The sequence below is a fragment of the Psychrobacter sp. YP14 genome (assembly GCF_003209315.1).
GTDB classification, from domain to species: domain Bacteria; phylum Pseudomonadota; class Gammaproteobacteria; order Pseudomonadales; family Moraxellaceae; genus Psychrobacter; species Psychrobacter raelei.
Genome location: NZ_CP029789.1, coordinates 410,984 through 437,824, shown reverse-complemented (window position 1 = coordinate 437,824; position 26,841 = coordinate 410,984). Strand labels below are relative to the sequence as shown.

The 26,841-nt window shown below is 45.9% G+C and carries 25 protein-coding genes; 13 read left to right on the top strand and 12 right to left on the bottom strand.

Annotated features, from left to right (window positions below; all coding sequences use genetic code 11):
* Window positions 1–72 precede the first annotated feature (72 nt).
* On the bottom strand, window positions 73–1,446 hold the full coding sequence (locus DLE54_RS01860; RefSeq protein WP_110816064.1) for a dicarboxylate/amino acid:cation symporter: 1,374 nt from the start codon (window positions 1,444–1,446) through the stop codon (window positions 73–75).
* A 514-nt stretch (window positions 1,447–1,960) separates the two neighbouring features.
* Between DLE54_RS01860 and DLE54_RS01855 the strand changes: the two genes are divergently transcribed.
* Window positions 1,961–2,920: a LysR family transcriptional regulator gene (locus DLE54_RS01855; RefSeq protein WP_011959653.1), complete on the top strand. Its 960-nt coding sequence runs from the start codon at window positions 1,961–1,963 to the stop codon at window positions 2,918–2,920.
* 18 nt (window positions 2,921–2,938) lie between these two features.
* Here the strand turns inward: DLE54_RS01855 and crcB are convergent, their stop codons facing one another.
* The 4 genes from crcB to DLE54_RS01835 form a co-directional block, all read right to left on the bottom strand.
* Window positions 2,939–3,310: a fluoride efflux transporter CrcB gene (crcB, locus tag DLE54_RS01850; RefSeq protein ID WP_011959652.1), complete on the bottom strand. Its 372-nt coding sequence runs from the start codon at window positions 3,308–3,310 to the stop codon at window positions 2,939–2,941.
* Window positions 3,311–3,323: 13 nt separating this feature from the next.
* The gene (gene tsaD / locus DLE54_RS01845; RefSeq protein ID WP_011959651.1) at window positions 3,324–4,367 is read right to left on the bottom strand and encodes a tRNA (adenosine(37)-N6)-threonylcarbamoyltransferase complex transferase subunit TsaD; all 1,044 of its coding nucleotides are present in this window, start codon (window positions 4,365–4,367) and stop codon (window positions 3,324–3,326) included.
* A 292-nt stretch (window positions 4,368–4,659) separates the two neighbouring features.
* Window positions 4,660–5,247: a c-type cytochrome gene (locus DLE54_RS01840; protein WP_110816063.1), complete on the bottom strand. Its 588-nt coding sequence runs from the start codon at window positions 5,245–5,247 to the stop codon at window positions 4,660–4,662.
* A gap of 160 nt (window positions 5,248–5,407) precedes the next feature.
* Window positions 5,408–5,833 (bottom strand): hypothetical protein, encoded by a 426-nt coding sequence (locus DLE54_RS01835; RefSeq protein ID WP_110816062.1) that lies wholly within the window; start codon window positions 5,831–5,833, stop codon window positions 5,408–5,410.
* A 665-nt stretch (window positions 5,834–6,498) separates the two neighbouring features.
* Here DLE54_RS01835 and rpsU point away from each other — a divergent pair.
* Both rpsU and DLE54_RS01825 read left to right on the top strand, forming a co-directional pair.
* Window positions 6,499–6,714, top strand: a complete 216-nt coding sequence (gene rpsU, locus DLE54_RS01830) for a 30S ribosomal protein S21 (RefSeq protein ID WP_007394316.1) — start codon at window positions 6,499–6,501, stop codon at window positions 6,712–6,714.
* Window positions 6,715–6,998: 284 nt separating this feature from the next.
* On the top strand, window positions 6,999–7,448 hold the full coding sequence (locus tag DLE54_RS01825; protein ID WP_011959648.1) for a GatB/YqeY domain-containing protein: 450 nt from the start codon (window positions 6,999–7,001) through the stop codon (window positions 7,446–7,448).
* Between the two features lie 35 nt (window positions 7,449–7,483).
* Here DLE54_RS01825 and DLE54_RS01820 read toward each other — a convergent pair whose 3' ends face one another.
* Window positions 7,484–9,166, bottom strand: a complete 1,683-nt coding sequence (locus tag DLE54_RS01820) for a M48 family metalloprotease (RefSeq protein ID WP_227535393.1) — start codon at window positions 9,164–9,166, stop codon at window positions 7,484–7,486.
* Window positions 9,167–9,529: 363 nt separating this feature from the next.
* Here DLE54_RS01820 and DLE54_RS01815 point away from each other — a divergent pair, with 363 nt between their 5' ends.
* The 4 genes from DLE54_RS01815 (at window position 9,530) to thiS (ending at window position 11,854) form a co-directional block, all read left to right on the top strand.
* Window positions 9,530–9,904 carry a sulfurtransferase TusA family protein gene (locus DLE54_RS01815; protein WP_011959646.1) on the top strand — a complete coding sequence of 125 codons (375 nt, stop codon included), beginning with the start codon at window positions 9,530–9,532 and terminating at the stop codon, window positions 9,902–9,904.
* 308 nt (window positions 9,905–10,212) lie between these two features.
* Window positions 10,213–11,079 (top strand): RNA polymerase sigma factor RpoH, encoded by an 867-nt coding sequence (gene rpoH, locus DLE54_RS01810; protein WP_197708920.1) that lies wholly within the window; start codon window positions 10,213–10,215, stop codon window positions 11,077–11,079.
* A 158-nt stretch (window positions 11,080–11,237) separates the two neighbouring features.
* Window positions 11,238–11,603 (top strand): DUF423 domain-containing protein, encoded by a 366-nt coding sequence (locus DLE54_RS01805; RefSeq protein ID WP_197708897.1) that lies wholly within the window; start codon window positions 11,238–11,240, stop codon window positions 11,601–11,603.
* A gap of 50 nt (window positions 11,604–11,653) precedes the next feature.
* A complete protein-coding gene (gene thiS, locus DLE54_RS01800) occupies window positions 11,654–11,854 on the top strand; it encodes a sulfur carrier protein ThiS (RefSeq protein ID WP_011959643.1) in 201 nt (66 codons plus the stop codon).
* 236 nt (window positions 11,855–12,090) lie between these two features.
* Here thiS and hpf read toward each other — a convergent pair whose 3' ends face one another.
* Entirely contained in the window at window positions 12,091–12,489 is a 399-nt protein-coding gene (gene hpf, locus DLE54_RS01795) for a ribosome hibernation-promoting factor, HPF/YfiA family (RefSeq protein WP_110816059.1), read from the bottom strand.
* A gap of 494 nt (window positions 12,490–12,983) precedes the next feature.
* The gene (gene rpoN / locus DLE54_RS01790) at window positions 12,984–14,729 is read right to left on the bottom strand and encodes an RNA polymerase factor sigma-54 (protein WP_110816058.1); all 1,746 of its coding nucleotides are present in this window, start codon (window positions 14,727–14,729) and stop codon (window positions 12,984–12,986) included.
* A gap of 506 nt (window positions 14,730–15,235) precedes the next feature.
* Between rpoN and DLE54_RS01785 the strand changes: the two genes are divergently transcribed.
* On the top strand, window positions 15,236–16,120 hold the full coding sequence (locus DLE54_RS01785) for a nitrilase-related carbon-nitrogen hydrolase (RefSeq protein ID WP_110816057.1): 885 nt from the start codon (window positions 15,236–15,238) through the stop codon (window positions 16,118–16,120).
* Window positions 16,121–16,226: 106 nt separating this feature from the next.
* Here DLE54_RS01785 and DLE54_RS01780 read toward each other — a convergent pair whose 3' ends face one another.
* From DLE54_RS01780 to lptM, 4 genes are all read right to left on the bottom strand, one after another.
* Window positions 16,227–17,234 carry a tyrosine recombinase XerC gene (locus DLE54_RS01780; RefSeq protein ID WP_110816056.1) on the bottom strand — a complete coding sequence of 336 codons (1,008 nt, stop codon included), beginning with the start codon at window positions 17,232–17,234 and terminating at the stop codon, window positions 16,227–16,229.
* Between the two features lie 29 nt (window positions 17,235–17,263).
* Window positions 17,264–18,145 (bottom strand): diaminopimelate epimerase, encoded by an 882-nt coding sequence (gene dapF / locus DLE54_RS01775; protein ID WP_011959638.1) that lies wholly within the window; start codon window positions 18,143–18,145, stop codon window positions 17,264–17,266.
* A 281-nt stretch (window positions 18,146–18,426) separates the two neighbouring features.
* Window positions 18,427–19,764: a diaminopimelate decarboxylase gene (lysA, locus tag DLE54_RS01765; protein ID WP_110816054.1), complete on the bottom strand. Its 1,338-nt coding sequence runs from the start codon at window positions 19,762–19,764 to the stop codon at window positions 18,427–18,429.
* Between the two features lie 107 nt (window positions 19,765–19,871).
* Window positions 19,872–20,216 (bottom strand): LPS translocon maturation chaperone LptM, encoded by a 345-nt coding sequence (gene lptM, locus DLE54_RS01760; RefSeq protein ID WP_011959636.1) that lies wholly within the window; start codon window positions 20,214–20,216, stop codon window positions 19,872–19,874.
* Window positions 20,217–20,639: 423 nt separating this feature from the next.
* On the opposite strand from lptM, the gene DLE54_RS01755 reads away from it, so the two are divergent.
* From DLE54_RS01755 to DLE54_RS01735, 5 genes are all read left to right on the top strand, one after another.
* Window positions 20,640–21,842: an acetate/propionate family kinase gene (locus DLE54_RS01755; protein ID WP_011959635.1), complete on the top strand. Its 1,203-nt coding sequence runs from the start codon at window positions 20,640–20,642 to the stop codon at window positions 21,840–21,842.
* 124 nt (window positions 21,843–21,966) lie between these two features.
* Complete coding sequence (gene pta, locus DLE54_RS01750; protein ID WP_011959634.1) at window positions 21,967–24,114, top strand: phosphate acetyltransferase; 2,148 nt, start codon at window positions 21,967–21,969, stop codon at window positions 24,112–24,114.
* 325 nt (window positions 24,115–24,439) lie between these two features.
* Complete coding sequence (gene nadD, locus DLE54_RS01745) at window positions 24,440–25,255, top strand: nicotinate (nicotinamide) nucleotide adenylyltransferase (RefSeq protein ID WP_110816053.1); 816 nt, start codon at window positions 24,440–24,442, stop codon at window positions 25,253–25,255.
* A 195-nt stretch (window positions 25,256–25,450) separates the two neighbouring features.
* Window positions 25,451–25,825: a ribosome silencing factor gene (gene rsfS, locus DLE54_RS01740; protein WP_413775364.1), complete on the top strand. Its 375-nt coding sequence runs from the start codon at window positions 25,451–25,453 to the stop codon at window positions 25,823–25,825.
* 227 nt (window positions 25,826–26,052) lie between these two features.
* Complete coding sequence (locus DLE54_RS01735; protein WP_011959631.1) at window positions 26,053–26,790, top strand: pantothenate kinase; 738 nt, start codon at window positions 26,053–26,055, stop codon at window positions 26,788–26,790.
* The last annotated feature ends 51 nt before the right edge of the window (window positions 26,791–26,841 follow it).

Sequence of the window (26,841 nt, the reverse complement as noted above, 5' to 3'; positions counted from 1 at the left end):
GGTAGCCGCTAAATCAGACCAGACACAAAAAAAGCCCCAATTGGGGCTTTTTTTATGAGTTACCGTGAGTGCTTAGCCTTTTTTTAGGTCATCATACTCGCTGCCCATAATGCCATCACTCATCACATTAGCAAACTCTTGCTCGCTTTCTGGATCAATGTGGCCATCGAATACCTCTTTAGTACCCGCTTCAGGATCGTTATACACATCAATGTCCATCTTGCCTTCTGCTTTTGCCACAATGGCAGTCACAGCCGCATCACCACCGACGTTTACTGCAGTACGTAACATATCAAGCAGACGGTCTACACCTAAGATAAGACCGATACCTTCGATAGGCAGACCCACTTGAGCAAACACCATCGATAGCATGATCAGGCCCACACCAGGTACCCCAGCTGTCCCGACTGAAGCCAGTACTGACATTAGGATAACCATCAAATACTGGCCCGCACTTAAATCAATACCATATAAATTGGCGATAAAGATAGTGGCGGTACCCTGCATAATGGCCGTACCATCCATGTTGATGGTCGCACCAAAAGGAATGGTAAATGACGCCACCGAGTTATCCACACCCATACGCTTGGTCACTGTGCGTAAGCTAACGGGGATGGTGGCGTTTGAGCTTGACGTACTAAAGGCAAAGATCTGCACTTCGCGCATTTTTGATAAAAAGGTTCTCACCGATAATCCGGAGGTAAGCTTTAGGATAATCATCATGGTGACGAAGAAGTGGAACGCCAAAGAGCCAACCAACACGGCGACGTAACCAAATAACGAGAGCATCAAGTCTAAGCCTAAATCAGACATGGCTTGGACCAACAAGGCAAACACCCCGTAAGGCGCTAGGTTCATAATGATGGTTACCATTTTCAAGATAACTTCATTAATCAGCTCTAGGCTTTGTACCAGACCTTTGGCCGGCTTGCCCACCATCAAAATACTCACCCCAATTAAGATGGCGAAGAAAATGATAGACAGCATATCGCCATTGGCCATGGCACTGATTGGGTTAGAGGGAATAATATTTGAGAAAACATCAATCAATGGTGGTGCATCTTTGGCTTCAAAGGCATTCTCAGGCTTTAGGTTCATGCCTTTACCGATACCAAAGATTGAGCCGAGGCCAATAGCAGTTGCAATAGCAATAGCTGTGGTGACCATATAAATAAAGAAGGTTTTGGTACCGATACGGCCCAATAGACGAATGTCGCCAATACCACATACCCCACAAATAAGTGAGATAAGAACCAAGGGTACCACCAACATTTTTAGTGAGTTTACAAACAGCTTACCGACAATACTAAATAAGCCATTTACTAGATAGGTATTAACAAACCCACCTTCGGCATTCAATCCTGTATAGTTAAAAATCAACCCTAGGATGATACCCAATAACATAGCCACCAGAATCTTACTGGTTAAACCCATATTTTTCCACATAACTTTGTCCTTAAAGCAAGACCTGTCTAGCAAGTTGTTTGACCATCATTAAAACACAATAACTTATCAATCCCTTACTAATTATGGTCTGCCGAATCAATTCATAAGTACAACAAGCAATGTTGTACCGAAACATCCGCGATAACTCGCCTTATCATCCCTATAGAGTTAAAGACAGTTGCAGGCCACACTCCTTGTGTCTATCAAGCCACCTACTTTTTAATAATCAGATTAGGGCACTTCAAATAGTCTTTATAGGCGCCAATGCAGCGTTCTATAAATAGTTACCCTAATGTAAAGTAATGTGTCTCGACCGTATGCCGCCAATATAAAGTAAAAGTTACCCTTATCGCAAGTTATTTTTATAATACACACCCATACACATTCTAAGAAGTGATAACTTATCGCCCGTCTTATTAAATGGTACAGGCCAAGTCAATAGATTAAGCGGATGAATATACAGGGGGGAATGCGGTAGAATAGAGACCACTCTAATAACAATGATTTAACCCTTATGCTTGAGCTTCGTCATCTACAAACACTAACTGCCTTACGTGCCCACGGTTCACTTGCCGCTGCCGCCGATGAGCTGCACGTTACCGCGTCTGCAGTCTCGCACCAATTAAAAGAGCTGGAGAACTATTATGGGGTAAAACTGGTCAATCGCCGTACTCGCCCCTTAACCTTCACGCCGGCAGGAAAAGTAGTGCTAAAGCTGGCAGACAGCATATTACCTCAAGTCACTCGTACCAAAAACAACCTAAAAAGACTGGCACATGGGCAAGCCGGCCGATTGCGACTGGCTTCTGAATGCCACAGCTGCTTTGATTGGCTGATGCCGATTTTGAATCAGTTCCGGCGCGAATGGTCAGATGTGGAGCTAGATTTTGCCACAGGCTTTGAGCCTGAGCCGCATCATCTACTCAGTGAAGGCGATATCGATTTGCTGATTACCACCAGTGATTTGGATATTGAAGGGATTTGTTATCAGCCGCTTTTTAGTTACGAAAGCCGATTGGTATTGTCGCCGACGCATCCTTTGGCCAGCAAAACAAGTATCGTACCTGATGACTTGGTTGATCAAACCTTGATTGCCTATCCGGTAGAAACCAAAAGGCTGGATGTGATTGCTAAGTTTATGGCGCCTGCTGAGGCCAGCTTTGCCAAAATTCGTACCACTGAACTAACAGCCATGCTGATTCAGTTGGTAGCAAGTGAGCGCGGCGTGGCTGCTCTACCTGACTGGGTAGCTGCAGAATATGAGAAAAAAGGATGGGTGGTCACTCGACCTTTTGTGGCGCCTGAAGGCTCAGATAATAGGCTTAACCCCATCACACATCCCAGCAGTCGAGCACACTCTTTGCCAAAAACTGGGATTTATTGTCAGTTATTTGCCGCCACCCGCCAAAGCAGCCAAGACACCGCTTACATGCAAGGCTTTGCTAAATTACTTGAGGAATTGGTTAAGCCTTAAAGCTGCAATCAACTACTTTTAGAAGCATAAACGGGTGAGGTAATAGCCCATGGCGGTCGCGGTTAATGTCAACAACACATGCACTGCGATCAGTACCAATCCAGCCATAACCTTACCACTATTAAGCAGTGCAAACACCTCACTGCTAAAGGTACTAAAGGTTGTAAGACCGCCTAAAAAACCGGTCATCACAAACAGCTTAACATTGGGATGCCACAGCTGGCCCGCTTTCATAAATACCACCATGGCCATCCCAATTAATAGCCCGCCAAGCACATTAGCGCCCAGCGTGCCCAGTGGAATCCAGGCATGCAAAGGATTAAGTCGGCCCAGCAGTGCCCGCAAACAAGCCCCAAACGCTGCGCCCATACCGATGGCTATCCACTGCATCTGGCCTCTCCTGTTATTGAGCTAAAGCGGGCAAATCACTAATGTTCCAGCGGGGTACACAGCTGACAGACAGCGCATCTTGTTGACCTGCTTGCAATCTTTGATAGCCGGCATAGGCAATCATTGCCCCATTATCGGTACACAGCTCTAACGGCGCATAATGTACAGTGGCACCAATTTTGGCAAGCTGCTGCTCCAAAGTTTGACGCAAATGCAAATTGGCACTCACCCCGCCAGCGATAACCAGTTGTTTCATACCAGTCTGCTTTAAGGCTTTGACGCATTTTTTGACTAAGGTATCGACCACTGCGTGTTGGAAGCTTGCGGCAATATCGGCTCTGACTTGCTCGTCATTATCTGAGCCTGGAGTGTCTTTAATCAGATTGTGCACCGCCGTTTTCATGCCGCTAAATGAAAAGTCCAGTCCTCGGTGCAACATAGGTCGGGGCAGCTCATATTTTAGAGGGTCACCTTGTTCTGCCAGACGCGCCACATTTGGGCCACCTGGGTAAGGCAATCCTAGCATCTTGGCAGCTTTGTCAAAACACTCACCGGCGGCATCATCGATACTTTCACCTAATATTTCATACTCACCGATACCATGTGCGGCCACTAATAGCGTATGCCCCCCTGATACCAACAAAGACACAAAAGGGAACTTTGGCGGATTAGGCCCCAATAAAGGCGATAATAAATGCCCCTCCATATGATGAATGCCAATGGCTGGCACGTCTAAGCCATAAGCTAAGCTACGACCAAATAATGCCCCAGTCATTAAAGCGCCAATCAGACCTGGGCCTTTGGTATAAGCAATGGCGTCAATCTCATCTTTACTGATATCACACTGCGCCAACAGCTCATCAAGTAGTGGCACCAATTTACGAATATGGTCACGACTGGCAAGCTCAGGCACCACGCCACCATAGGTAGCATGCAGCTCAATTTGTGAATACAGTACTTGACCCAGTAGGCCATTTTTGCCCTCAGCCAATAGCTCGCTATCAAAGATAGCCAAGCCTGTCTCGTCACAGGAAGTCTCTAAACCTAATACTTTCAATTAGCACCTACTTGTTAAGTGATTAAAGGGTATATTCTGAAGCGGCTTGTGCTTATCTTTATCACTTATTAACAGTCTGGTTGTGTCTAACCCTCTCACTATTAATAAATGATTTATGCCACTATTTAATTTATGCCACTATTTAATCAGTGATAAAAAACCGCCATGGTGAATACACAATGGCGGTAGTTTATCAGATTATCAAGGCGATTTTTACCGCCGAACGTTGCCGATCAGCAGGTCATGGCTTCTTAGGCGGTGCGCAATAATGCCTCTACCCTCAAACGGCCATTTAGCTGGCGTGCTCAACCATATAATCTACAGCAGCATGCACCTCTTCGACACTTGCCGTACCGTCTGCTTGGGCTGGCATGGCTTTAAATCCTTCAGCAGAATGCTTATATAGCACCTCTTTACCTTGCGCAATACGCGGCGCCCAGTCCGCGTTATTACCAAACTTAGGTGCATTTAATAACCCCGGCTCATGGCATTGCTTACATTTTACTTCATACAATTTTTGGCCGGCATCTGCAGCTAAAGGCGCAGACTGTGCTGGTGCAGCTGCTGTTGTCTCCTCAGCAGGTTTAGCTTCTGAGCCCTCACTGGCAGCAGTAGGTGCTTGCTCAGTAGACTCTGAAGACTCTATCGTCTCAGAAGCTTCTGCTTCAGGTGCCTCGCTTTGGGTGGCTGCAGGATCAGCAGGAATGCTTTCACTCGCACTAGGCTCAGCTTGGTTCTGTGCCTCGGTATCATTACCGCCACTACAGCCCACAGCCAAGCCTAAAGTTAGGGCGCTAATAAGAAGCCAGCCACTTTTGGCTGAATAAAGCTTGGGTGCCACTTTTGATTGAGCGTTGTTTTGATTGTTAATGGTTAGCATGAGAAACCTCGCCTTTGCTAAATCTGGTTAAAAGTCCATGTTACATCTATAGTAGCGTCCGTGATGGCGCCCTATTTAATCTTTAATACCACATCCTGTCACGCCAAAACCACTCATCTACTGCGCCCGCTTTAGCACTTATTAGCACTCGCCTATTGTGCTATTTAGCCTCAGGTGCCATGTCAGCAGCAGGAGCCGCGGCATCGGCTGTAGTATCTGTAGTAGCAGGCGCTGTCGCACTGTCAGTCGTCGCAGCAGCATCTGTTGTGGTAGTGGCTGCACCTTCAGCCGTAGGCGCAGCAGCATCAGTACCTGCAGCATCAGCGGTAGCCGTACCTTCGGCAGCAGCAGTGGCAGCTGGGGCTGAAGAAGCTGGCGCAATATCTTCAGGTTTTAATGGCTCAGGCTTAGGCGCATTGGCTTTAGCCATTTCCGCCGCCTCATCTAGTTTATCAACCGCTTTGGCTTCATGTTCACCGCCACCACAGGCTGTCAAAGTTACTGCGGCACTTAACATAATAGAAGCCAGTGCGGTCACACGAAAAGCGGCTGATTTTTTTGGGGTTTGCTGAGCAATTAATGACATTACGAACTCCTAAAAGGATTGTAGATACGCTAAGCGCAAGTTATGTTAATAAAGCTGTCTTATTTAAGTTAAAACAGTCAATCTAGGACATAAGCGTTAAGTATCTAGATGCATCGGTTGATTAAAATAAGGACAGTAGCCTAATGATATCAGGCATAAAGGTCTGCTAAATCGACTCTGCAATAATATCACAACCGCTGGCCTCTCACTATCACCCAGCTAAGATTTTAGCGCATTGACTACAATAATTTGTCCGATCTCACTACCCAAGCGGTCGCCAAAAATCAGTTACTTCTATGAGGACATATCAAAAAACAATTATAATCATTCATTATAAATGAATGTTTTATCGCATTATAAACTGTTTAAATATTTGCTTCAAACCTATTTATTGTAAATGGCCTGTCTTTTTTTTGCCAAGCCTAGAAAAAATAAAGCCTATAAAGCAGTCAGCCTATGAGCATTGGCGGCTGCAGCACATTGACACAAGGCACATTTTTTAGTATAATCTCGCTCTTAATCTAATATACGTATTGAGATTATTAAGTTTTTATCCTAGTAATAGCTGATGCCGCATCCTTTTGAGACACTGCGGCTAATACCAACCACACAGCATTACTAATGTCCTTAGTCTCTTATTTCCACTACTTATTTAAGGAGTCTGCATGCCTTCAGTTAAGGTTAAAGAAAACGAACCTGTTGATATCGCTATCCGTCGCTTCAAGCGTGCCTGCGAAAAAGCTGGTGTTTTATCTGATGTACGTAAGCGCGAGTTTTACGAAAAGCCAACGCAAGAGCGTAAGCGTAAAAAGGCAGCAGCCGTAAAACGCTACAAAAAGAAATTACAGCGCGAGTCTATCCGTACCACTCGTATGTACTAATCAGTAGCCATTAAAGCTTATTGCTTTAAATACTGATTAAAAAACCACCTTATTTTGTCGCCTACTTGCATGCATTGCTAATGGCGCCATAATATAGGTGGTTTTTTTGTGCTAAAATTTTGGCAAATAGCTTGTTTATGCCCTTATGTTTTTGTCTACTTTTCTTACAAGAGCCCACTAGACAGCTTTGCGCCTATGGGCTTAATCTAGCATGACTGTCTGTCAACATTTACTAAAGTTAAGGCAATCACGCCCTTTTATAATCATAACAATAGGACACTATTATGAGCGCGTTAAAAGACACCATTACCGAACAAGTCAAAACCTCTATGAAAGCTCGTGAGCTTGAAAAAGTAAAAGTACTGCGTAATGTTCAATCAGTCATCAAACAAATTGAAATTGATCGCAAAGTTGACTTAGATGATGCAGGGGTATTAGAGATCTTACAAAAGCAGCTCAAGCAGCGCCAAGAGTCATTGCATGTCTTCCAAGATAATGGCCGTGATGATCTGGCTCAAAAAGAGCAGTTTGAAATTGATATTATCAATCAGTTTATGCCGCAGCAGATGAGTGATGAAGAATTAGCAGCACTTATCAATCAAGAAATCGCAGCCCAAGGCGCAAGCTCAATGCAGGACATGGGTAAGGTTATGGGCGCCTTAAAAACTAAAACTGCTGGGCGTGCTGATGCGGCGGTCATGTCACAGCTGGTCAAAAAAGCATTAATGGGCTAGTACTGACAGCCACCTAAAGCTATCAACAATAACAGCTAAGGACGAACCTCCTTGGCTGTTTTTACTTGGGCAACTTCGCTATCAATACTGGCCAGCAGTGGACGGCTATTAAAGCCTGAGCTTGAGCCGGAGGCTTTACTAAAGCTCTGCACCAATGTTTTAGCCTGCTGCAATGACACCAAGGCATCATTATACTCTCCTTGCCACAGCTCACCTTTGGCTCTATAGCGCAAAGCATTGACGGCTGAGATTTGACTCAACGTGGTATTAGACTGCCGGTTGCTAGTGGCCAGTAGCTCATAGGCTCTTTGCATTCTAAATAAGGCTTCAACATCATATTCACGGCTTTGAACCAATGGCTTCATTAAGCTGATCACCTCATTATATTTACCCAATTGCAGCCAAGCATCTGCCAATAACATCTTGGTATCACGGCGCTCAGGATACAGATTATAATAAGGAGTAATCAGTGACTCTGTACGTTGCCAATTGCCCTGCATGCCGGCCACTTGGCCTTGACTGATAGCAAGCAGCACATCAAATGCCATTTTGTCTTTGGTCGAGCTGATAGCTGTATTTTTCAGCTTTGAGAATTGAGCCGCCGCCTCATTATAGCGCCCCTGCTTACCATACCAAAAAGCCAGCGCCATCGTGGCACCTGTACTTTGCTTTGCAGCCGCCAATAAATCGCCTTCAGTCACTTGATTACTCAACACCTTTAAACGCCACCTTAAAAGATCAAAGGTCAGCGGATCACTTTGGTTGTGCAGGCCAACTGTGGCATAGCTATTAGCACGGCTTTGTGCTTCACTTAATCGCTCAGAGCTTAGCGGATGGGTCATGATAAAACTGGGCAAATAGGCGTTTTTGACCATATTTAATTGCGTTTTTTGATTTAAGGTGGCAAAAAATCGCGGCATGGCTCTAGGGTCATAGCCGGCTTTGGCCATAAGCTGCATACCGATGCGATCTGCCTCACGCTCATTACTACGACTAAAGGCCATTTGCGCATTTAACGCGGCGGTCTGACTGCCCATCATCACCGCCGCCGCTGCATCTCCATCAGCGGCAGAGGCAGCGATTGCAGCCAATAAACCGCCAATTTGCATCATTAACGCTTTTCGACTGGCCTCATCTCTATGCTCATAATGGCGCTGACTTAAATGCGCCACCTCGTGGGCAATCACACTGGCCACCTCATCCATGCTATTGGCATCAATAACGGTGCCAGTATGAATACCCATGACTCCGCCGGGAATGGCAAAGGCATTAATACTGGCATTGTTAATGACCATCAAAGCAAGTGGCGCTTGGCTACGTGCTTGGGCATTAATCTGCCAAGCCAAGCTCTCTAGCTGCTCCTGTGACCACGGATCATTTAACAAGGGTGCACTTTTGCCAAGCTGCTGTAGCGACCACTCGCCCAGCACTTTGTGCTGATTGGCTTCAATAAAGCGTCCACCCCCACTGCCCAGTTCAGGCAGGCTAAAATTTGGATTATCAAAGCCTATCGCTGAAGCGGAGGTGGCATTGATAGCTGCAGTTGGCGCCGCCGTGGCCATCAGCGGCAAACCAAGCAGTAATAAAGGGACAGCGGCTGTGCAGTAACAGCGATAAGTAACTTTTACAAATCGCACGGCTGCCCCGCTTTGCTGACTGTCACGCTGATGAGAAGTGACAAAACGTCTAAAACCTGACGGTAAGTTCAATAGATTCAACCTCTATTTGTTATCCTTGCTAATAGTGATCATACGCTTGTCTGCCTGTAACTTTAGCAAACAAAGCGCTGCGGCTGCTTGAATTTTAGCGCTTTTATTATTATCTATAGCCATTAACGATGCAGTTATATTGAGCTATTGTCAATATCTTATGACCTACATCCCGTCTGTAACCGCTAACCTCGTATGCACTTATTATAGTAAAAGGTGATTTTACTTTGATGATAACATCATAACCGGTTAACCTTATGCCATCATCTCTGGGATGTAATTTTTTATAATACCCTGACCTTTTCAGCGCAGTGTATAACCCCTTTATAACAACCCACAACTTCTTTTATTCATTAGTGAAACTACTTATTTATGATAAATAATACTTTAAATCCGCAACTTGAACAGCTTTTGAGCGAGCAAATGACGCCTTTATCTACCGCCGATCAGAACACCATCGCTGAGGTTAGCCAAGCGGCGCCCATTAGCGCCTTGGTCGATGGTCGCGGCCTTGCCTGCCCGATGCCGCTACTAAAAACCAAGGTTGCCTTACGCAGTATGCAGCCTGGGCAGAGCATCTATGTTCTGGCCACTGATCCAAATTCACAACATGATTTGGCCGCTTTTTGTGACCATGCCAATTTGCAATTAGCCCTGAATACCAGTAGTGTTCAAGGGTCAGTCGATAGTTTAGAAAAACTCGATACAATCTTTCACCTCATCATTACCAAAACCAATGGTAACTAGGGTGCGCTATCCTTTACAATAGATCTCAATAAAGTTATTACTTTGAAGGTCAAAACATGGCTACTCCAAAAAAAACCAAAACAACTAAAAAAGAGACGGCTAAAAGCAGCCCACCTACAGCGGTCACCTCTGAATTAGATCCAATCGATTTAGATATCGATGCGGAGTTAGATGACGATGATCTGGCTCTAGATTATGACGAGCTTGGTGATGGGATAGACGATGATCTGCTGACCCCCGAGCTTGCCAAAGCCGATGACTGGGTAAGCGACTATCCCAACACCAGCACACGCGACTTAGTGCCTGCGATGCCGGTGAACCTATCAGCACCCGGTATCAACTTGGGTGCTTATATGAATTCTGTGCATCAGATACCTATCTTGACCACAGAGCAAGAGCAAGAATTGGCGCATCGTTATTACGACGATGGCGATGTGGAGGCAGCGCGTATCTTGGTTATGTCACACTTACGCTTTGTGATTCATATTGCGCGCAGTTATTCAGGCTATGGCTTGCCGCAAGCAGACTTAATCCAAGAGGGCAATTTAGGCTTAATGAAAGCAGTAAAACGCTTTGACCCCAATAAAGGCGTGCGTCTGGTGTCTTTTGCTGTGCACTGGATCAAGGCTGAAATCCATGAGTTTGTGATTCGTAACTGGCGCATTGTCAAAGTGGCCACCACCAAGGCACACCGTAAGCTGTTCTTTAACTTACGCAGTCTAAAAAAGACCAACAATCAGCTGACTTTAGAGGAGGCCGATGCCATTGCCGCAGACTTAAACGTCACCCGCAAGCAAGTGCTGGAGATGGAGTCGCGTCTGACCTCTTATGATGCGTCATTTGAAGCACAGTCCACTGATGATGAAGACGGCCACTATGCGCCTCAGCTTTTCTTGGAAGATGGCGTTGATCCGGCAGAGATGGTGGAAGATGCTGACTGGGAAGAGAACAACACCAATGCCTTGATGGATGCTATGGATACTTTAGATGAGCGCTCTCGTGATATCGTTGAACAGCGCTGGTTGTCCGAACAAAAATCCACCTTGCATGAGTTGGCAGCGGTGTACAATATCTCAGCTGAGCGCGTGCGCCAAATCGAAAAAAATGCCATGGATAAAATCCGTGAGGCCATGACCATCGACAGCGTCATTATGCCAAGCGATGATGCTTATTAAGCAGATACAGCATTTAGGCAATAAAGGCTTTTACTGGTGAGACAGTGAGAGCCTTTGGCATATCTGGGATATCCCCTTATCACTGTCAATTAGACTTAATTTTATAAGGCATTTATAAGATTAATCAGACTTAATATCTCAATAACAGGGCACATATTATGAACTGGATTGCTATTGCAGCCATTAACTTGGCAATGGCGGTTGCATTAGGCGCTTTTGGCGCTCATGGCATTAAGGCCATAGCATCAGCAGAACAGCTGGCGTGGTGGCACACAGGTGCCCAGTATTTGTTTTATCATGCGCTAGGCTTGTTACTGGTCGGTCTGCTTATCAAGCTGGGTTATACCACTCAGACTACAGCATGGCTAATACAAATTGGGATTATTATCTTTGCAGGCAGTCTATTTGCGATGACCTTGGGGGCACCACGTTGGTTTGGTGCGATTACACCTATTGGCGGCAGTTTAATGATTATTGGCTGGGTGTGGCTGGCCATCACCGCCTTTAAGTTGGTACCTCGCTAAATAACAAAATCTTAAACTTGGACAGTTATCACTAAAGACAGGGATTAACCATGTACACCATTACCGTCAACGGGCAAATAATTAGCACTGAGCAAGACAACGTAAAAGCTGTATTAGATGAGCTTGAGCTTACCCAAGGTCGTTATGCAGTAGAGATTGATGGGGCGCTTATCCCTAAGTCTGAGCTTATGGCCACTGTGTTAGTGCAAAATATGAGTATTGAAGTGGTACAAGCTGTCGGCGGCGGCTAAATTGGGGACTGAGCACTTTTTATAGATCTAGTTATATCTCAAGTCGTATACCAATCCAAACACACCTTTAAGCTATCAATAAAGCCCCTACTCTTTCGAATAGGGGCTTTATTAGTTATAACTTGTCCTGTTTATGACCTATTTTTGCTTTTTTAACCGCTTTTAGGGGTATCAGTCTTAAGATTATCAAGCTTAAGGTTATCAAATAATCCTAAGCTATCACCCTAAGCTAGAACCTAATAAGCAAAAGACTCTTCGGAGGCGGGCTCTACTACCGGTAGGCTAGCAACCAAGCGCTCTCTACGTTTAGAAGAGCGGGTCTTACGGTCAATACGTGTTTTATATTTACGGACTTGCCGGTCTAATTTATCTGCCATTTCATGGATGGCCTTATACATATCATCATCATACGACTGTACAAACATTTCTTGACCCGCTACCCGCATCAGCGCTTCTGCTTTGTGGTTATTTTTACCACTGTGGCTGGCATCTGTACGATGATTGTCCAGCGAAAGAATCACTTTAATGCTTTGAATTTGATCGAAATGGCGTTCAACTTTTGAAAGCTTGTCCATAACCATGTCTTTCATAGCGTCAGTAATAGTGATGTGATGGCCAGTAATTGAAATGTTCATAATGCTTACATCCTTTTTTGATTTGAGCAGCTACCGCTGACTCAAGGAGACTTTTTTATAATGACCGATTCAATGGCATTTTTTTAGTAAATGGCATTTTTCCTGTCTAAGTCATTGTGTAAACCTTTGTATTATCTAAGCTTTTTAAAAAACCTATAAGATAGCACTCCAGCATTATTGGTTATAGCGTCTTCTAAAATCCGTATTAGAATCGCTTGCCCGCAACTTAGGTTAAGTTAAACATTTGTTGGGACAGCTTTAATTTGACATGAAAAACACATTTGCACAAGAACAATTATTGTAAATAAATGTAAATAAATAAGGTTATTTTCTCCATATCATTTATAATCTGAAATTTTTTTATTTTTTAAATAACGGCTATTGCTTGTCTAATGGGGCTTTGTGACGATTTGATGAGGTCTACGCCTCGGTTATGTTTAGGCTAAAACAGCAAAAACTTATTTTCAAAAAAACTTACCGCTAAGCGCTAACGACTAGAACTTTAACTTGCGCTGTGTAGAAGAGCCAATATTCATGGCTTCTCGATATTTGGCCACTGTGCGCCGAGCAATATCTATACCTTGCTGCTGTAAATGCTGCTTAATGGCACTGTCCGACAACGGCTTTTTGGGGTCTTCAGCGTCAATTAATGCCTCAATCATGGCACTAATGGCTGTGGAGGAGACGTCACCTTGATCACTTGAGACGTGGGAGGAGAAAAAGTGCTTGAGGGAGAACAGCCCTTGCGGGGTTAAAATGCTTTTACTGGTGGTCAACCGTGATACGGTAGACTCATGCAGACCTACCTCTTCAGCGACTTCCTTTAAAATCAATGGCTTCATGGCAGTGGCACCTTGTAATAAAAAATCTTGCTGCATTTTTATAATGCAGGTGGCCACTTTAAGTAGGTTGTGATTGCGCTCTTCGATGCTTCGGATAAATAAGCGGGCATCCATTAGATTATCACGCAGATACACGTTGTCTGGGCTGTCATCCCCGCGCTTAACCAAGCTTGCATATTGCTGATTGATTCTTAGCTTAGGCAGGGTCTCTGGATTCAGCTCGACCTTCCACACCGCCTCACTGCCGCCTTGGTTATGCACCAGTTGTACAATCACATCAGGGATATCATACACCTCAGGAGTGCTGCCATAGTCTGGCTGCGCTTTAGAAAAAGCCAATCCTGGCGCGGCATTCAGGGTACGAATCAATTCGAGTGCGGGGCTGATTTCATTGTTTTTTAGACCCGTGCGACTCATCAATTCTTTAATATTGTTACTCACAAGCAGTTGATGCTCATCTAGCAGACGCAGCGCTTGACGCATATAAGGGGTATTCTCATCCAGTGCACGCAGCTGAATTTGTAATGATTCGGCCAAATTGCGCGCCCCCACTCCCAATGGCTCACAGCTTTGAATCAGCTCGATGACCTGTTGGATATGTTCTAACTCAATTTTTTGCTGCCACTGATAGAAGCTGGCCATTTCATCAAAGCTGTCTTTTAGCTCAGCCATGTCTATTTGAATAAAACCGTGATCATCCAAAGCATCAATCAAATAATCAGCGATAAGCGACTGCACTGAGGACAGCTTACTAAAAGTGAGCTGCCAGCGAATGTGGTCTTGCAAACTGACGGAGGTTGCACCTTGATAATCGCTCATGCCTTGGGTGTCTGGTGCGGCAAGTCCAGTGGGGCTATGGGTATAGATATCATCCCACTCAGTGTCTATCGGCAGCTCACCGAGACTGGTGTCTAGGTTTGATGCTTCAGCCTTAAGATCGTTATCTGCTGTGGTGGTGATACTGATTAAAGCTTGGTTTTGCTCTATATCCCCCTCCGCTTTATTTGTGTCATCCAGCGCGTTCTCGTTTAAGTCGTTTAAGTCATTTAAGTCACCTAAATTACCTAAGCCATCGCCATCTAACTCGCTAAATACATCCTCAGTCGCCCCTTCCTGATACTCTAAGCCATAGTCGTCATTATAAGGGTCATACACCTCCTTTTGTGCTTCGGCATCAAGCTCCAACCGAGTCAGCTCCTCAATACTGTTAAAATCCTCAGCATCAATATCATCATCCTCTACCCGCTCTAATAAAGGATTGCTATCAAGCTTCATCTGCACCTCTTGCTCAAGCTCAAGGCTTGATAACTGCAACAGCTTAATGGCTTGCTGCATCTGAGGTGTCAGCTTTTGGGTGGTGGATAGATTAAAGCCTAAATTAAAGGAAGTGCTTATCATAAGGGTATTTATCTCAATTAGGGAGGACTACTGGCGGACTCAGGCCGGACACGCCGCTTTATTAGTAGCACATATTATTTAGAAAATCACGAAAATTAGTTAGTTGTAATAAACGCATTAACACAAACTGCTGCCATAAATCAGCGGTAATATCTGGGCGATGGGCTTTTTAAAAAATACCTTAAGTCTTTGTTTTAGTAAACAAGCTTGTTGATTATTTATGGTTGTTTTTTTGGTCAAGCTGGCCTACTAATGTTTGGGGGCTTGACATGGATAACCCGTGGCTTTGCTCTACAAACACACCGTTTAATGCCAGCGGTTCTAGATAGATTCTAACCAGCGAACATGCTACTCTAAATACAATATTGAACCAAAAAACAAATAAGCTGGCCGTGAGTTTTTAAGGTAACTATTGCTAGTTAAACTACAAATTGCTAGTTAAACTACAAATTGCTAGTTAAGCCACAGGCTATTTGAACCACAGATAAAAGGACAAGGCGATTATAATGGACCCTATCATTGGATGTGTGCAGCTGAGCAGTCAGTTTGATATCGAGACCAATTTAGCGAATATACAACGTGCTGTAATCGCCGCTAAGCAGCAAGATGTCCACCTATTGGTGCTGCCTGAGAATGCTTGCCGGATGGGGGGACAGCAGCAGCTTGCCGAGCGCTTCGATGAGCTGTCGCAGTGGTATGCCACATTGGCCTTCGAGCATCAGATGTTCATTGTCGCTGGCAGTTTGCCTTGTGCGTATCGTCCTGATGGTACGCCAGTACCTGGTGAACGTTTGCGCCAAGTCAGTCAATTATTCTCGCCTGAGGGCAAGCGAGTGGCGCGTTATGACAAGATTCATTTATTTAAAGCGCAAGTGGCCGATAACACCGGAAGCTATGATGAGGGCAGAACTTTTGAGCCTGGTGATACCACGGTAGTCGCACAGTGCGATATGGCCAACCTGCTTGGCCAATCAGCTCAGACTCAGCCTCTGTCTGTGGGGATGATGGTGTGCTTTGATCTGCGCTTTCCCGCCTTAGCGCAAAAGCTGCGGCAATCAGGCGCCGAGATTCTAACCGCACCATCCGCCTTTACTTATCAAACGGGTAAGGCGCATTGGCAGTTGTTATTACAAGCACGTGCCTTGGATGCTCAGTGCTTGGTGGTAGGCTCAGCTCAAGGCGGCACGCACGATATCCCCAGTGGGCAGCGGCAGACTTGGGGGCACAGTAGCATCATGAATGCTAATGGTGAGCAGCTGGTCGGCACCAATCAGACCGAGCTTATGCAGCCTGAGCAGGGATTTGAATTAATTACTGCTCCCTTTGAGCGCACAAAGCAGCAAAATTGGCGCCAAAACATGCCCATCCATCACTGTCATCGCTTGGCATAAACCCTAAATAACAAAGCCAGATGGCAGGTGGCTATCTGGCTTTGTTATGGGTAAGTACTGGGTTATGGGTAAGTACTGGCGGTATGTTAGCCACGTTGGTTAAGCGTTAACGAGGCGTTTTTTTCTCCTGCGAGGCTCGAGGATGCGCTTTATCATACACTTGAGTCAGTCTATCAAAGTCTACATGGGTATAAATCTGCGTGGTGCTGATATCACTGTGGCCAAGCATCTCTTGCACTGCCCGCAAATCGCCACTGCCTGACAGCATGTGCGAGGCAAAACAGTGGCGCAGCAAATGCGGATACATATTTTGGGCAATACCAGCTCGGGCAGCGGCAACTTTTAGGCGCTGCTGCACCGCTCGTGTGGTCAATCGAGTACCATGTTTTTCACTGATAAATAAAGCCCTATCACCACGCTCTTCCCACAGATTGCGATGTGGCAGATACCTATTAATGGCCTTTAATGCTTGGCGCCCCACTGGCACTAAGCGGGTTTTATTACCTTTACCTGTCACCCGCACCTCGCCACGCTCCCCTTTGGCATCGATACGCAGATCAGCCACATTCAGCCCGACCAGCTCCCCCACACGTAGGCCACTACTGTAGAGCAGCTCAAACATCGCCTTATCCCGTATCCACAGCCGAGCCTGCTCTGGTGTATCTGGCATGGGCTGCTCAAGTAGCTGAGCAATTAAGTCGCCATCAGCAATACTGGGCAGCGGCCGAGGCGCACGCTTGAGCTGATAACCGGTGGTGGGATTGATGCGGGCTTGGCCTTGCTCAATAAGCCAGCTATAAAAGTGGCGAATGGCCGACAGCTCTTGCTGCACGCTAGAGATGGCCAGCGCATCAGTATCTAAGCGCTTAGCGATATATTTGGCCAATTGCCGTTTATCACAGCGGGTCCAGTTGAGCTGAGCCTGCGCCAAAAAGCAGGCCAATTGATACAGGCCTGCATAATAGGCATCAATGGTATGCTCTGACATCTGACGCACCGACAGCTCGCTTAACCACTGCTCCACTGGTGGCAATAAGGCCTCTAGCTCAGCAAAAACAGGTTTGGTGGCCAAAGAATCCTCTAGCTGCTGCTTCTCCAGCACTTTATTTGTCATGACTGTGGTTGACCTAACCTTGCTTACACCTAGCTTAATGGCTTAAGACCGGCCTGCGCCATAATACCATCAGGACTGAACACACCTTCATAGACGAAAGCGGTCGGGCCGGTCATCATCACAGAATAGCCAGGTGACCAGCGAATCAGTAAACTGCCGCCATAAAGCTGCGCTCTAATCTCCTCACCCTCATCCAGCCAGCCTTCGCGAATGCCTGTAGCGACCGCCGCACAAGCACCTGTACCACAGGCTTGGGTCTCGCCCACACCGCGCTCATAGACACGCAGACGAATGTGACGCTGGTTCATCACCTGCATAAAGCCAACATTGACCCGCTCAGGAAATGCCGGATGCGACTCAATGGCTTTGCCAAGCTTCTCAACATCGGCCGTCAAGATATCATCGACCTTAATAACCGCATGTGGGTTGCCCATATTGGCCACATACAATTGTACCGGCGTCCCCTCGACATCTAGGTGATAAGCGTTTTGTATTTTAGTAATGGCTTTGGGCGTAAAAGGAATCTCTGCCGGCTCAAAGCGCGGCTTGCCCATATCCACCTCTACCCAGCCGTAATTATCAGTCGATAACGTCAAAATACCTGACTTGGTTTCAACCCGAATACGCTGCTTGAATGACAGTTTGCGCGCCTGTACAAACCGGGCAAAACAGCGTGCCCCATTACCACATTGCTCCACCTCACTACCATCTGAATTAAAGATGCGGTAGCGAAAATCAACATCTGGACGCATGGGTGGCTCAACCACCAGCAGCTGATCGAAGCCAATACCTAAGTTGCGATCAGCCAATAATGTAATCAGCTCTGGTGTCAGCTCCAAACGCTGAGTGACCAAGTCAATGACCATAAAGTCATTACCCAGCCCATGCATTTTTGTAAACTCTATAAGCATATTTTATATTCCTTAGATTCTATTTATGGCTTATCTTAACATGCACAATATCACAATGATAATGCCTAACTGTGCTGTATTGGCAATTGGCTTATCTGCCCTTAAGTTTTGCTTAGCGATACAGCACACAGCCGTTATTAGATGGCCAATGAATACAAGGGCAGCGCTGAATGATGCGCTAAAAAATAAAAAAACCTGCACAGTAAATGCAGGTTTTTTTGTCAATTATCAATGCACGTTGAGCAGATAATTATGATTAATTTTTTTAATGCGTTGATGGCTTAATCTATATCAAACGTTGATTCCGCCTCAAATAACTGTGCTACGGTCTCACGGGCGCGTACCACTTGGTGCTTATCCCCTGACACCATAACCTCAGCAGGACGTGGGCGCGAATTGTAGTTGCTACTCATCACAAAGCCATAAGCGCCAGCACCGGTAATGGCCAAGATATCGCCAACTGCTAGGCTTAACAGACGTTTTTTGGCCAAAAAGTCGCCGGTTTCGCACACAGCGCCGACAATATCCCAGCTCTTCTGTGATGCTTGCGACGCTGTTTGTACCGGAATGACCGCCATTTCGGCTTGATACAGCGCTGGACGAATTAAATCATTCATAGCCGCATCAACAATAGCAAAGTCTCTATGCTCAGTGGGTTTTAACACCTCAACCTTGGTAACCAGCATGCCAGCGTTGGCAACAATACTGCGGCCCGGCTCAAAAAATACTTTTAACCCAAGCTCTTGTAGTTTTGGTAATAAAGCGGCGGCAAACTCACTGACCTTAGCCACCTCTTCATCAATATAGATAACGCCCAAACCACCGCCCAAATCAATGTGCTGTAGCTCAATGCCTACTTGTTTGAGCGCTTCAATCAGCTCACACACCTTATCCAAAGCGGCCACAAACGGATCAATTTCGGTCAACTGTGAGCCAATATGGCAGTCGATACCGACAATCTGTAAGTGCTCTAGGCTTGCGGCATGTTGATATGCTGCCACAGCGATGTCATGACTGATACCAAATTTATTGTCTTTTAGGCCGGTTGAAATATAAGGATGGGTTTTGGCATCGACATCTGGGTTGACCCGAATGGAGATCGGCGCCTTAACATTCAGCTCTGCTGCCACCGCATTTAGCGTATCAAGCTCACTTAATGACTCTACGTTAAAGCAGCCAATACCTGCTTTAAGCGCCGCTGTGAGTTCAGTGACGGTTTTGCCCACACCTGAGAATACAATTTTACTGGGGTCAGCGCCCACGGCCAGTACTCGAGCCAGCTCCCCTGAGGACACCAAATCAAAGCCTGCACCGGCTTTGGCCAATACCGACAACACCGCTAAGTTTGAGTTGGCTTTGACCGCATAGCAGACCTGATGGTCAATGGCTGCAAAACTGGTAGTGTATGCCGTATAAGCATCCAAAATAGCCTGCTTTGAATACACATACAAAGGCGTACCATACTGCTCAGCCAACTGCTGTACAGAGGCTTGCTCCACAAACAAGGTCCCTTGCTGATAGCTTAAAGTGGGCAGTTTTTTGACAAAGACTTCAGGATTGATGCGTAGACCAGATTCGCTATGTTGTACGGCGGCTTGAGATAAGTCGGGGTTGCTCATAATATAAAGGTGTCCAAGTCAGAGAGTATAAATCAACAAAAAAGCAGTTTAATCAACTTATTAAACCATTAATGTCAAAGCAGGTAAAGCGGTGCACCCAAAGCACATTAATAATCTTCAGGATCCTGCTCAGCCGCTTGTTCAACTTGCTCGCGGGTTTGTGCCTCTTTTACCTTATTAGCCTCACTCTTATTGCCTTTATAAATCATAAAATCAGTATTGCTAGGCGCCTCTTCGGGCAAATATAACGCCCCTTTTTGACCACAGCCGGTTAACATCAGCGTCCCCAACATCATAACCATAGTTATAATAGGGGTATTGGCTTTTTTACGCGCCTTTTTTTGTGCATTTTTACCGCTCATTTGAGCACCATTATTGTCAAAATATAGGCGCTCACAGACTAAATCAGTTAAGCTTGAGTTAAATAAAATTTTTGGGTAACGGTTTGCCATGAGCAGCTTCCTATGGGGCCCAACTAGGCCGATATTGCTAAATTAAGTGTAGGCTATGGTACCAAACTTCTGAAAATTTGCCTAAAGGGTTTTGATGGTTTTTCATAAGCCCTCTAAAGAAAGTTTTTATTTTTAAGCACTTACCCGCTGTTTTTAAAATTAATCTGAGCTATACTTAATATAGGCGCATACCATAAGTCGCTCATAGCTGTATTTAGGGCACTCTCCAACTCAGTTATATTTTATTTCGTGTAGAAATTATAATAAATTTGGCTTGGCCAAATATAAAGCCACACCCAATAGGATGTTATGTGTTGGTAGAAGATAATGTAGGGCGTTATGCGCCTATGGCTTAAAGAGCACACCTCTTGTGGTGTATTTTTTTGCTTACTTTCTTTTCACTTTTTAATGTAAGGACACAAAATGAGCAATACCATTATCAGTAACCCAACGTTAGTCGTTAACTGCGGATCCTCTTCGATCAAATATGCTTTAATTAGTGAAGACAATCAGCACAGAATCACCGGCTTAGCCGAAAACCTAGGGTTAGATAATGCCCGTATTGTTCACAAATGCCTTGAAGGTAAAAAAACCGAGGTGACCATTCCAGGTGCCAACCACCAAGCGGCTTTGGTGCGTATCATGGATTTGTTGGGCGACCAATCTCCTATCGCAGTAGGTCACCGTGTGGTGCATGGGGGACGCGAGTTTAGCCATGCCGAAAAAGTTACCCCGCACGTTATCGAAGAAGTCAAACGCCTAAAAGCTCTAGCACCGCTACACAACCCTGCCAACGCCATTGGTATTGAAGCGGTTCAAGCCATCCATCCTGAGCTGCCCCAAGTAGTGGTATTCGATACCGCTTTCCACCAAACCATGCCGCCCAAAGCCTTCCGCTATGCCATTCCAAAAGAGATGTATGAAAAAGACTTCATTCGTCGTTATGGCTTCCATGGCACTTCACACGCTTATCTGTCTCACCGTGCAAGCGAGTTAACCACACAATCAGGGCCACACGGCTGGCTGATCGCTCACTTAGGTAATGGCAGCTCGGAAACAGCGGTCTATGATGGCAAAAGCTTAGACACCAGCATGGGTCTTACCCCACTTGAGGGGTTAATGATGGGAACCCGCTGCGGCGATGTCGACCCAAGCTTACACATTCACCTCAAGCGCACGTTGGGGCTAAATCTAGAGCAAATCGACACTATTTTGAACAAAGAAAGTGGGCTACTTGGCATCTCTGGTGTCTCAAACGACATGCGTACTGTTGAATCCATCGCCAATGATGACTCACATCCCAACCAACAAGACGCCAAATTAGCGGTAGAGATGTTCTGCTACCGCGCTGGTAAATATTTAGCGTCATTGTCTTGCGCCCTACCTGATATGACGGGTATTGTATTCTCAGGCGGTATCGGTGAGAACTCAGCCACCATCCGTGCCGGTATCTTAAATGTGATGCGTCATTTTGGTCTAGATATAGATCAACAAAAAAATGCTGAGTTATATGGCGGAGAAGAAGGCAGTTTTCATACCGCTGACAGCCGCTATGAATTATGGGTCATTCCAACTGATGAAGAGTATCAAATCGCTGAAGAGACTCGAGCCGTATTGGGACTATAAGCATAAACCTGCTTAGCGATGGGCGGGCAGGTTTATATCACAAAGCTGATTTTTGGCTTGATGCACTTTTTGAAAACAACTCATTTAAAAATAACTCATTTAAAAAATAACTAAGGATTGATTGATGCAAACTATTTTGCTGGTCCCTACCGGTCGTGGTATTGGCCTTACATCTGCAGGTCTTGGTCTGATTAAAGCGTTCGATTACTTGGGCATAAAAGCTGGCTTTATGAAGCCATTTTTGCAAGATGACTCGTATGATTCACAGCACACCTTAGACAGCTCAAGTGAGCTTGCGCACAAAGCTTTTGGCTTAACACCGCCTGAGTCTATCCCCCGTGAGCGTGTTGAGCGCATGATGAATGCGGGCAATGTTGATGACTTAATGGAAGATGTGGTTACCAATTTTCATAAGTTAGATGACGGCTACGGCGTGGTGGTCTGTGAAGGCTTGGTGCCCACAGAGGAAGTCAATTACGCCTCGCAAGTCAACTATGCGTTGGCCACTGCGCTTGATGCCAAGGTTATTTTTGTGAGCATGGCTGACCTTGAAAACCCCAAGCAATTGGCGGATAAATTAGACTTACACGCGCGTGCGTTCGGCGGCTTAACCGGTGAGCGTACTTTGGGCAGTATCTTAATGCGTGCCAATAACGTACCCAATACCTTTGATACGCAGCCAGTCGCACCAGGTGAGGCCACACTTGAGCTGGATGCTGAATTTATCGAAGCGATGCAAAAGTACTCTCCAAACTTTGCCACCGAAAAATATCATCTCATTGGTGTGGTACCGTTTAGCAACAGCTTGTCTGTGCCGCGCACATGGGACATCGCCCAGCAGTTAAATGCCACTTGGCTTAACCAAGGTGAGGCAAAACAGCGCCGTGTGTTAAAAACCAGCCTAGCGGCGCGTACCATCTCGCGTGTGGGTGAAATCTTCAACCGCGGCACCTTGATTGTGACCCCAGGCGACCGTGATGACTTGTTATTGGCCACAGCGATGGCTGCCATGAATGGTATCCCCATGGCCGGTATCGTATTAACCGGTGGTATCATCCCCAACGATACTGTATTTGAGCTGTGTCAGCCTGCGCTAAAAACCGGCTTGCCCATTATGAGCGTACCGACCAATAGCTTAGAGACAGTGACCAACTTATTTAACATCAGTAATGAGATTCCACGAGATGATGTGGAGCGTGCTGAGACTGTGACCCGCTTCGTGGCCGCGCACTTAGATCTAAATTGGCTGAAGTCTTACTTTGAGCGCGACTACAAGCCTCGCTTGTCTCCCTCAGCGTTTCGTCATCAAGTGGTCAAAAAAGCACAACAAGCCAAAATGCGTGTGGTGCTCCCTGAAGGCGAAGAGCCACGCACCATCGAAGCGGCCGCCATCTGTCAAAGCCGCGGCATTGCCCAGTGTGTACTTATCGGTAACTCCGATGAGATTGCGCAAGTGGCCAAAAACCGCGGCGTAGATCTGCCAAAAGACATCGAAATCATCGATCCGGCCACCCTCAATTTAGACAAATACGTTGCCGCTTTTGTTGAGCGCCGTAAAGGCAAAGCCTCTCCAGAGCAGGCCGCTGAACAGCTAAAAGACACCGTGGTATTGGGCACCACCATGCTGCATATGGATGAGGTGGATGGTCTGGTATCGGGTGCTATTCATACCACTGCCAATACCGTACGTCCGGCTTTCCAGTTAATTAAGACAGCCCCTCAGTACTCTCTTGTCTCCTCTATCTTCTTTATGTTATTGCCTGAACAAGTGGTGGTCTATGGCGACTGTGCCATTAACCCAGACCCCAATGCTGAGCAGCTAGCAGAGATTGCCATTCAGTCGGCCGCCTCTGCCAAAGCCTTTGGTATTGAGCCCAAAGTGGCGATGATTAGCTACTCAACCGGCGCCTCTGGTACCGGCGACGATGTAGAAAAAGTCAAACAAGCCACTCAAATTGTACGTGAACGTGCGCCTGATTTAATGGTAGATGGCCCACTACAGTATGATGCAGCCTCTGTGCTTAGCGTGGGCAAACAAAAAGCGCCTGACTCACCTGTAGCGGGTCAAGCTAACGTGTTTATCTTCCCTGACTTAAACACCGGCAACACCACTTACAAAGCGGTACAGCGCAGTGCCAACGTCGTCAGCGTCGGCCCGATGCTACAGGGCTTAAACAAGCCTGTTAACGACTTATCACGCGGTGCTTTGGTTGATGATATCGTGTACACCATCGCCTTAACCGCCATTCAAGCCAGCAGCTCTGAGATTTAATTACTGTTGGTATCGCTAATAGCTACAGGCATTTTAATGGCAACTGCCAAAGAGATAACCTCATAGCCTAAAAATAGCCGGCGCTTTGCCGGCTATTTTTATTGATACTATTACATATTAGCCAAGCGGTTTGGCAGACAAGCGACACCCCATCTTACCCTATGGCTTTTTTTACTTTAACCTTTTTTTACTTTAACCTTTTTTTGCTTTAACCTTTTTTTGCTTTAACCTTTTTTGTTTTAACATAGAGGCGCTGTGATAAGCTACTGTGTCTGTTGATGGCCAAATTGGTCTTACTATCGCTAGATTTTCGACTGGATATGTCATGCCTGCCCCTACTCTTGCAACCACAACCACAACCACAACTACAACCCCAGCCTCTAGCCCTTCATCTTGTCGTCATTTAGAGACGGATGCTTATCCGCGCCATGCTTGCGCCACCCGGCCCATCCAAATTTATTTGGGCGGCTCATTTGATCCGGTGCATAACAGCCATTTGGCTCTGCTTGCCCATGTTTATCAGCATCTACACACAGCCAAGCCTCTCTCAAAGCTGAGTGCCTATTTTATGCCCACCTCACGCTCACCGCTCAAAGACAACAGCAGTCGTCCTGAGCATCGTATGGCCATGTTACAGCTGGCTATTGATGAGATGACTGCAGCTAAAGCGCAGACGGCAATCAGTCCCGCTGACTTTAGAATCTGTGACCACGAAATTTGGCAAACCCCGCCCACCTATAGCATAGATACGCTCAGAGCATTGCGTCAGGCCAATCCTGAGGCCAGCTTGGTGTTTGTCATTGGCGCCGATAATGTCCAAAGCCTGCCCCAATGGCGAGATGGCGACCGGCTTATTGAGTTTGCTCATCTGTGGGTAATCCCTCGTGATCACTTACAAACGCACCAACACATTGCTAATTTACTGCCAAATAAACTAAAATCTGCGCTCACTGAACATATTGAGGACTTGAAATACGCCGCAAAGGGCCATATATACATAGATTCGCACCGTGTTGACCCCATTTCTAGTAGCGCCATACGCCAAGCTATAACTGAGGGCAGCTTTGATATTGCAAAATCTGCTTTGCCACGCTCTGTTTATTCGTATATTATGAAAAATAATTTATATCATTCTTACTGAGTTAATGGCTGTTACAACACCTCTACGTGCAAACCTTATACCCTCTTAATGACCTAAATTTTCAACCCAAGCTTGTATAACTTTCTTTTAGCCTAGTCTGCTTTAGCCGAGCGCTTTTGGCAGCAAGCGGATATAAGAAAACCCAAAATAATTTATAGGATAGCTATGACATTAGACGCAACCCAAAGAACCCCCATGAGTGACGAGAGACTACAGTTTTGTCTAAACATGGTTCAAGAAACTTTAGATGACCTAAAAGCTAAGAACATCACCGTACTGCATGTGGCCGATTTAACTGACGTCACCGATTATATGGTTATCGCAGATGCCACCTCGAAGCGCCACGTCAGCGCCTTGGCAGATGAAGTGGGCGCCACCGCAAAAAAATCAGGCTTTATGCCACTGGGCCGTGAAGGTGAGAAAGACAGCGACTGGACCTTAGTAGATTTAGGCGGTGTTATCGTACATATCATGACTCGCCAAGCACGTGAGTTTTATGATTTAGAAGGTCTATGGTCTTCACCAGAAGAGCTTAAGAAGTTAGTAGCGCGTGATTTAAGCGAGCGCTAGAGCATCTATTCAGCGACCCCCAAGTCGTTATTGTGTTATGAAAGGCGCCTTATGGCGTCTTTTTTTGTCTTCGCTTTGCCCCATTTAAGCATAAACTGCTATTATTGGCCTCTTTTTAAAAGCTTGTTCGTCTCTTATTGCTCCCTTGTTTATTTAAGGGGGCTATTTCAGGACTTTTTGTGGCCACACATGCCCTGTCAGGCGAACAAAACCGTAAGGATGCAATTATGGCAAAGCTATGGCTTGATTTGGGAAACACCCGATTAAAATACTGGCTCACGGATGATGTGGGACAAATCATCACCTCAGATGCCAAGCAACATTTGCAGGCGCCCGCTGAGCTGTTAATCGGTCTAACTGACCGCTTTGCCAATTTGGCACCTGAGTTTATTGGTGTGTCCTCGGTACTTGGTAACGAGGTGAACGCGCAAGTGGCTCAGTCGCTGTCTACGCTCGATATTGCTTTTGAATTTGTGCATGTGGATGCCTGCCACCCACTGCTCAGTAGTGATTATGATGCCAGTCAATTGGGGGTGGACCGCTGGTTGCAGATTTTGGGCGCGGTAGACAATAAAAAACGCCAATGTATCGTAGGCTGCGGTACAGCTTTGACCATAGATTTGACCGATCATGCCCATCATTTGGGTGGCTATATTTTCCCCAGTATTTATCTGCAACGTGAAGCTTTATTCTCTGGCACCAAACAAATTAGCATTGTTGAGGGCACTTTTAATAGCATCAGTGAGGGCACCACGACTTCAGATGCGGTGCACCGCGGGATTTTATTGTCCATTGTTGGTGCCATAAATGAGATTGCACGCCGCAGCCCCAACTATGAGTTTATCTTGACAGGAGGAGATGCGCCTATTCTAGCTCAGCACCTCACCGTCCCCATTCATATCCGTGAAAGCCTATTGCTAAACGGGTTAATGCGTTATTTTGATGAGCCAAGCCGCCAAAACTAATCGGCAAAAATCAAATACTTAGCCAAAAAAATCCCCAGCCTATAAGCCTAG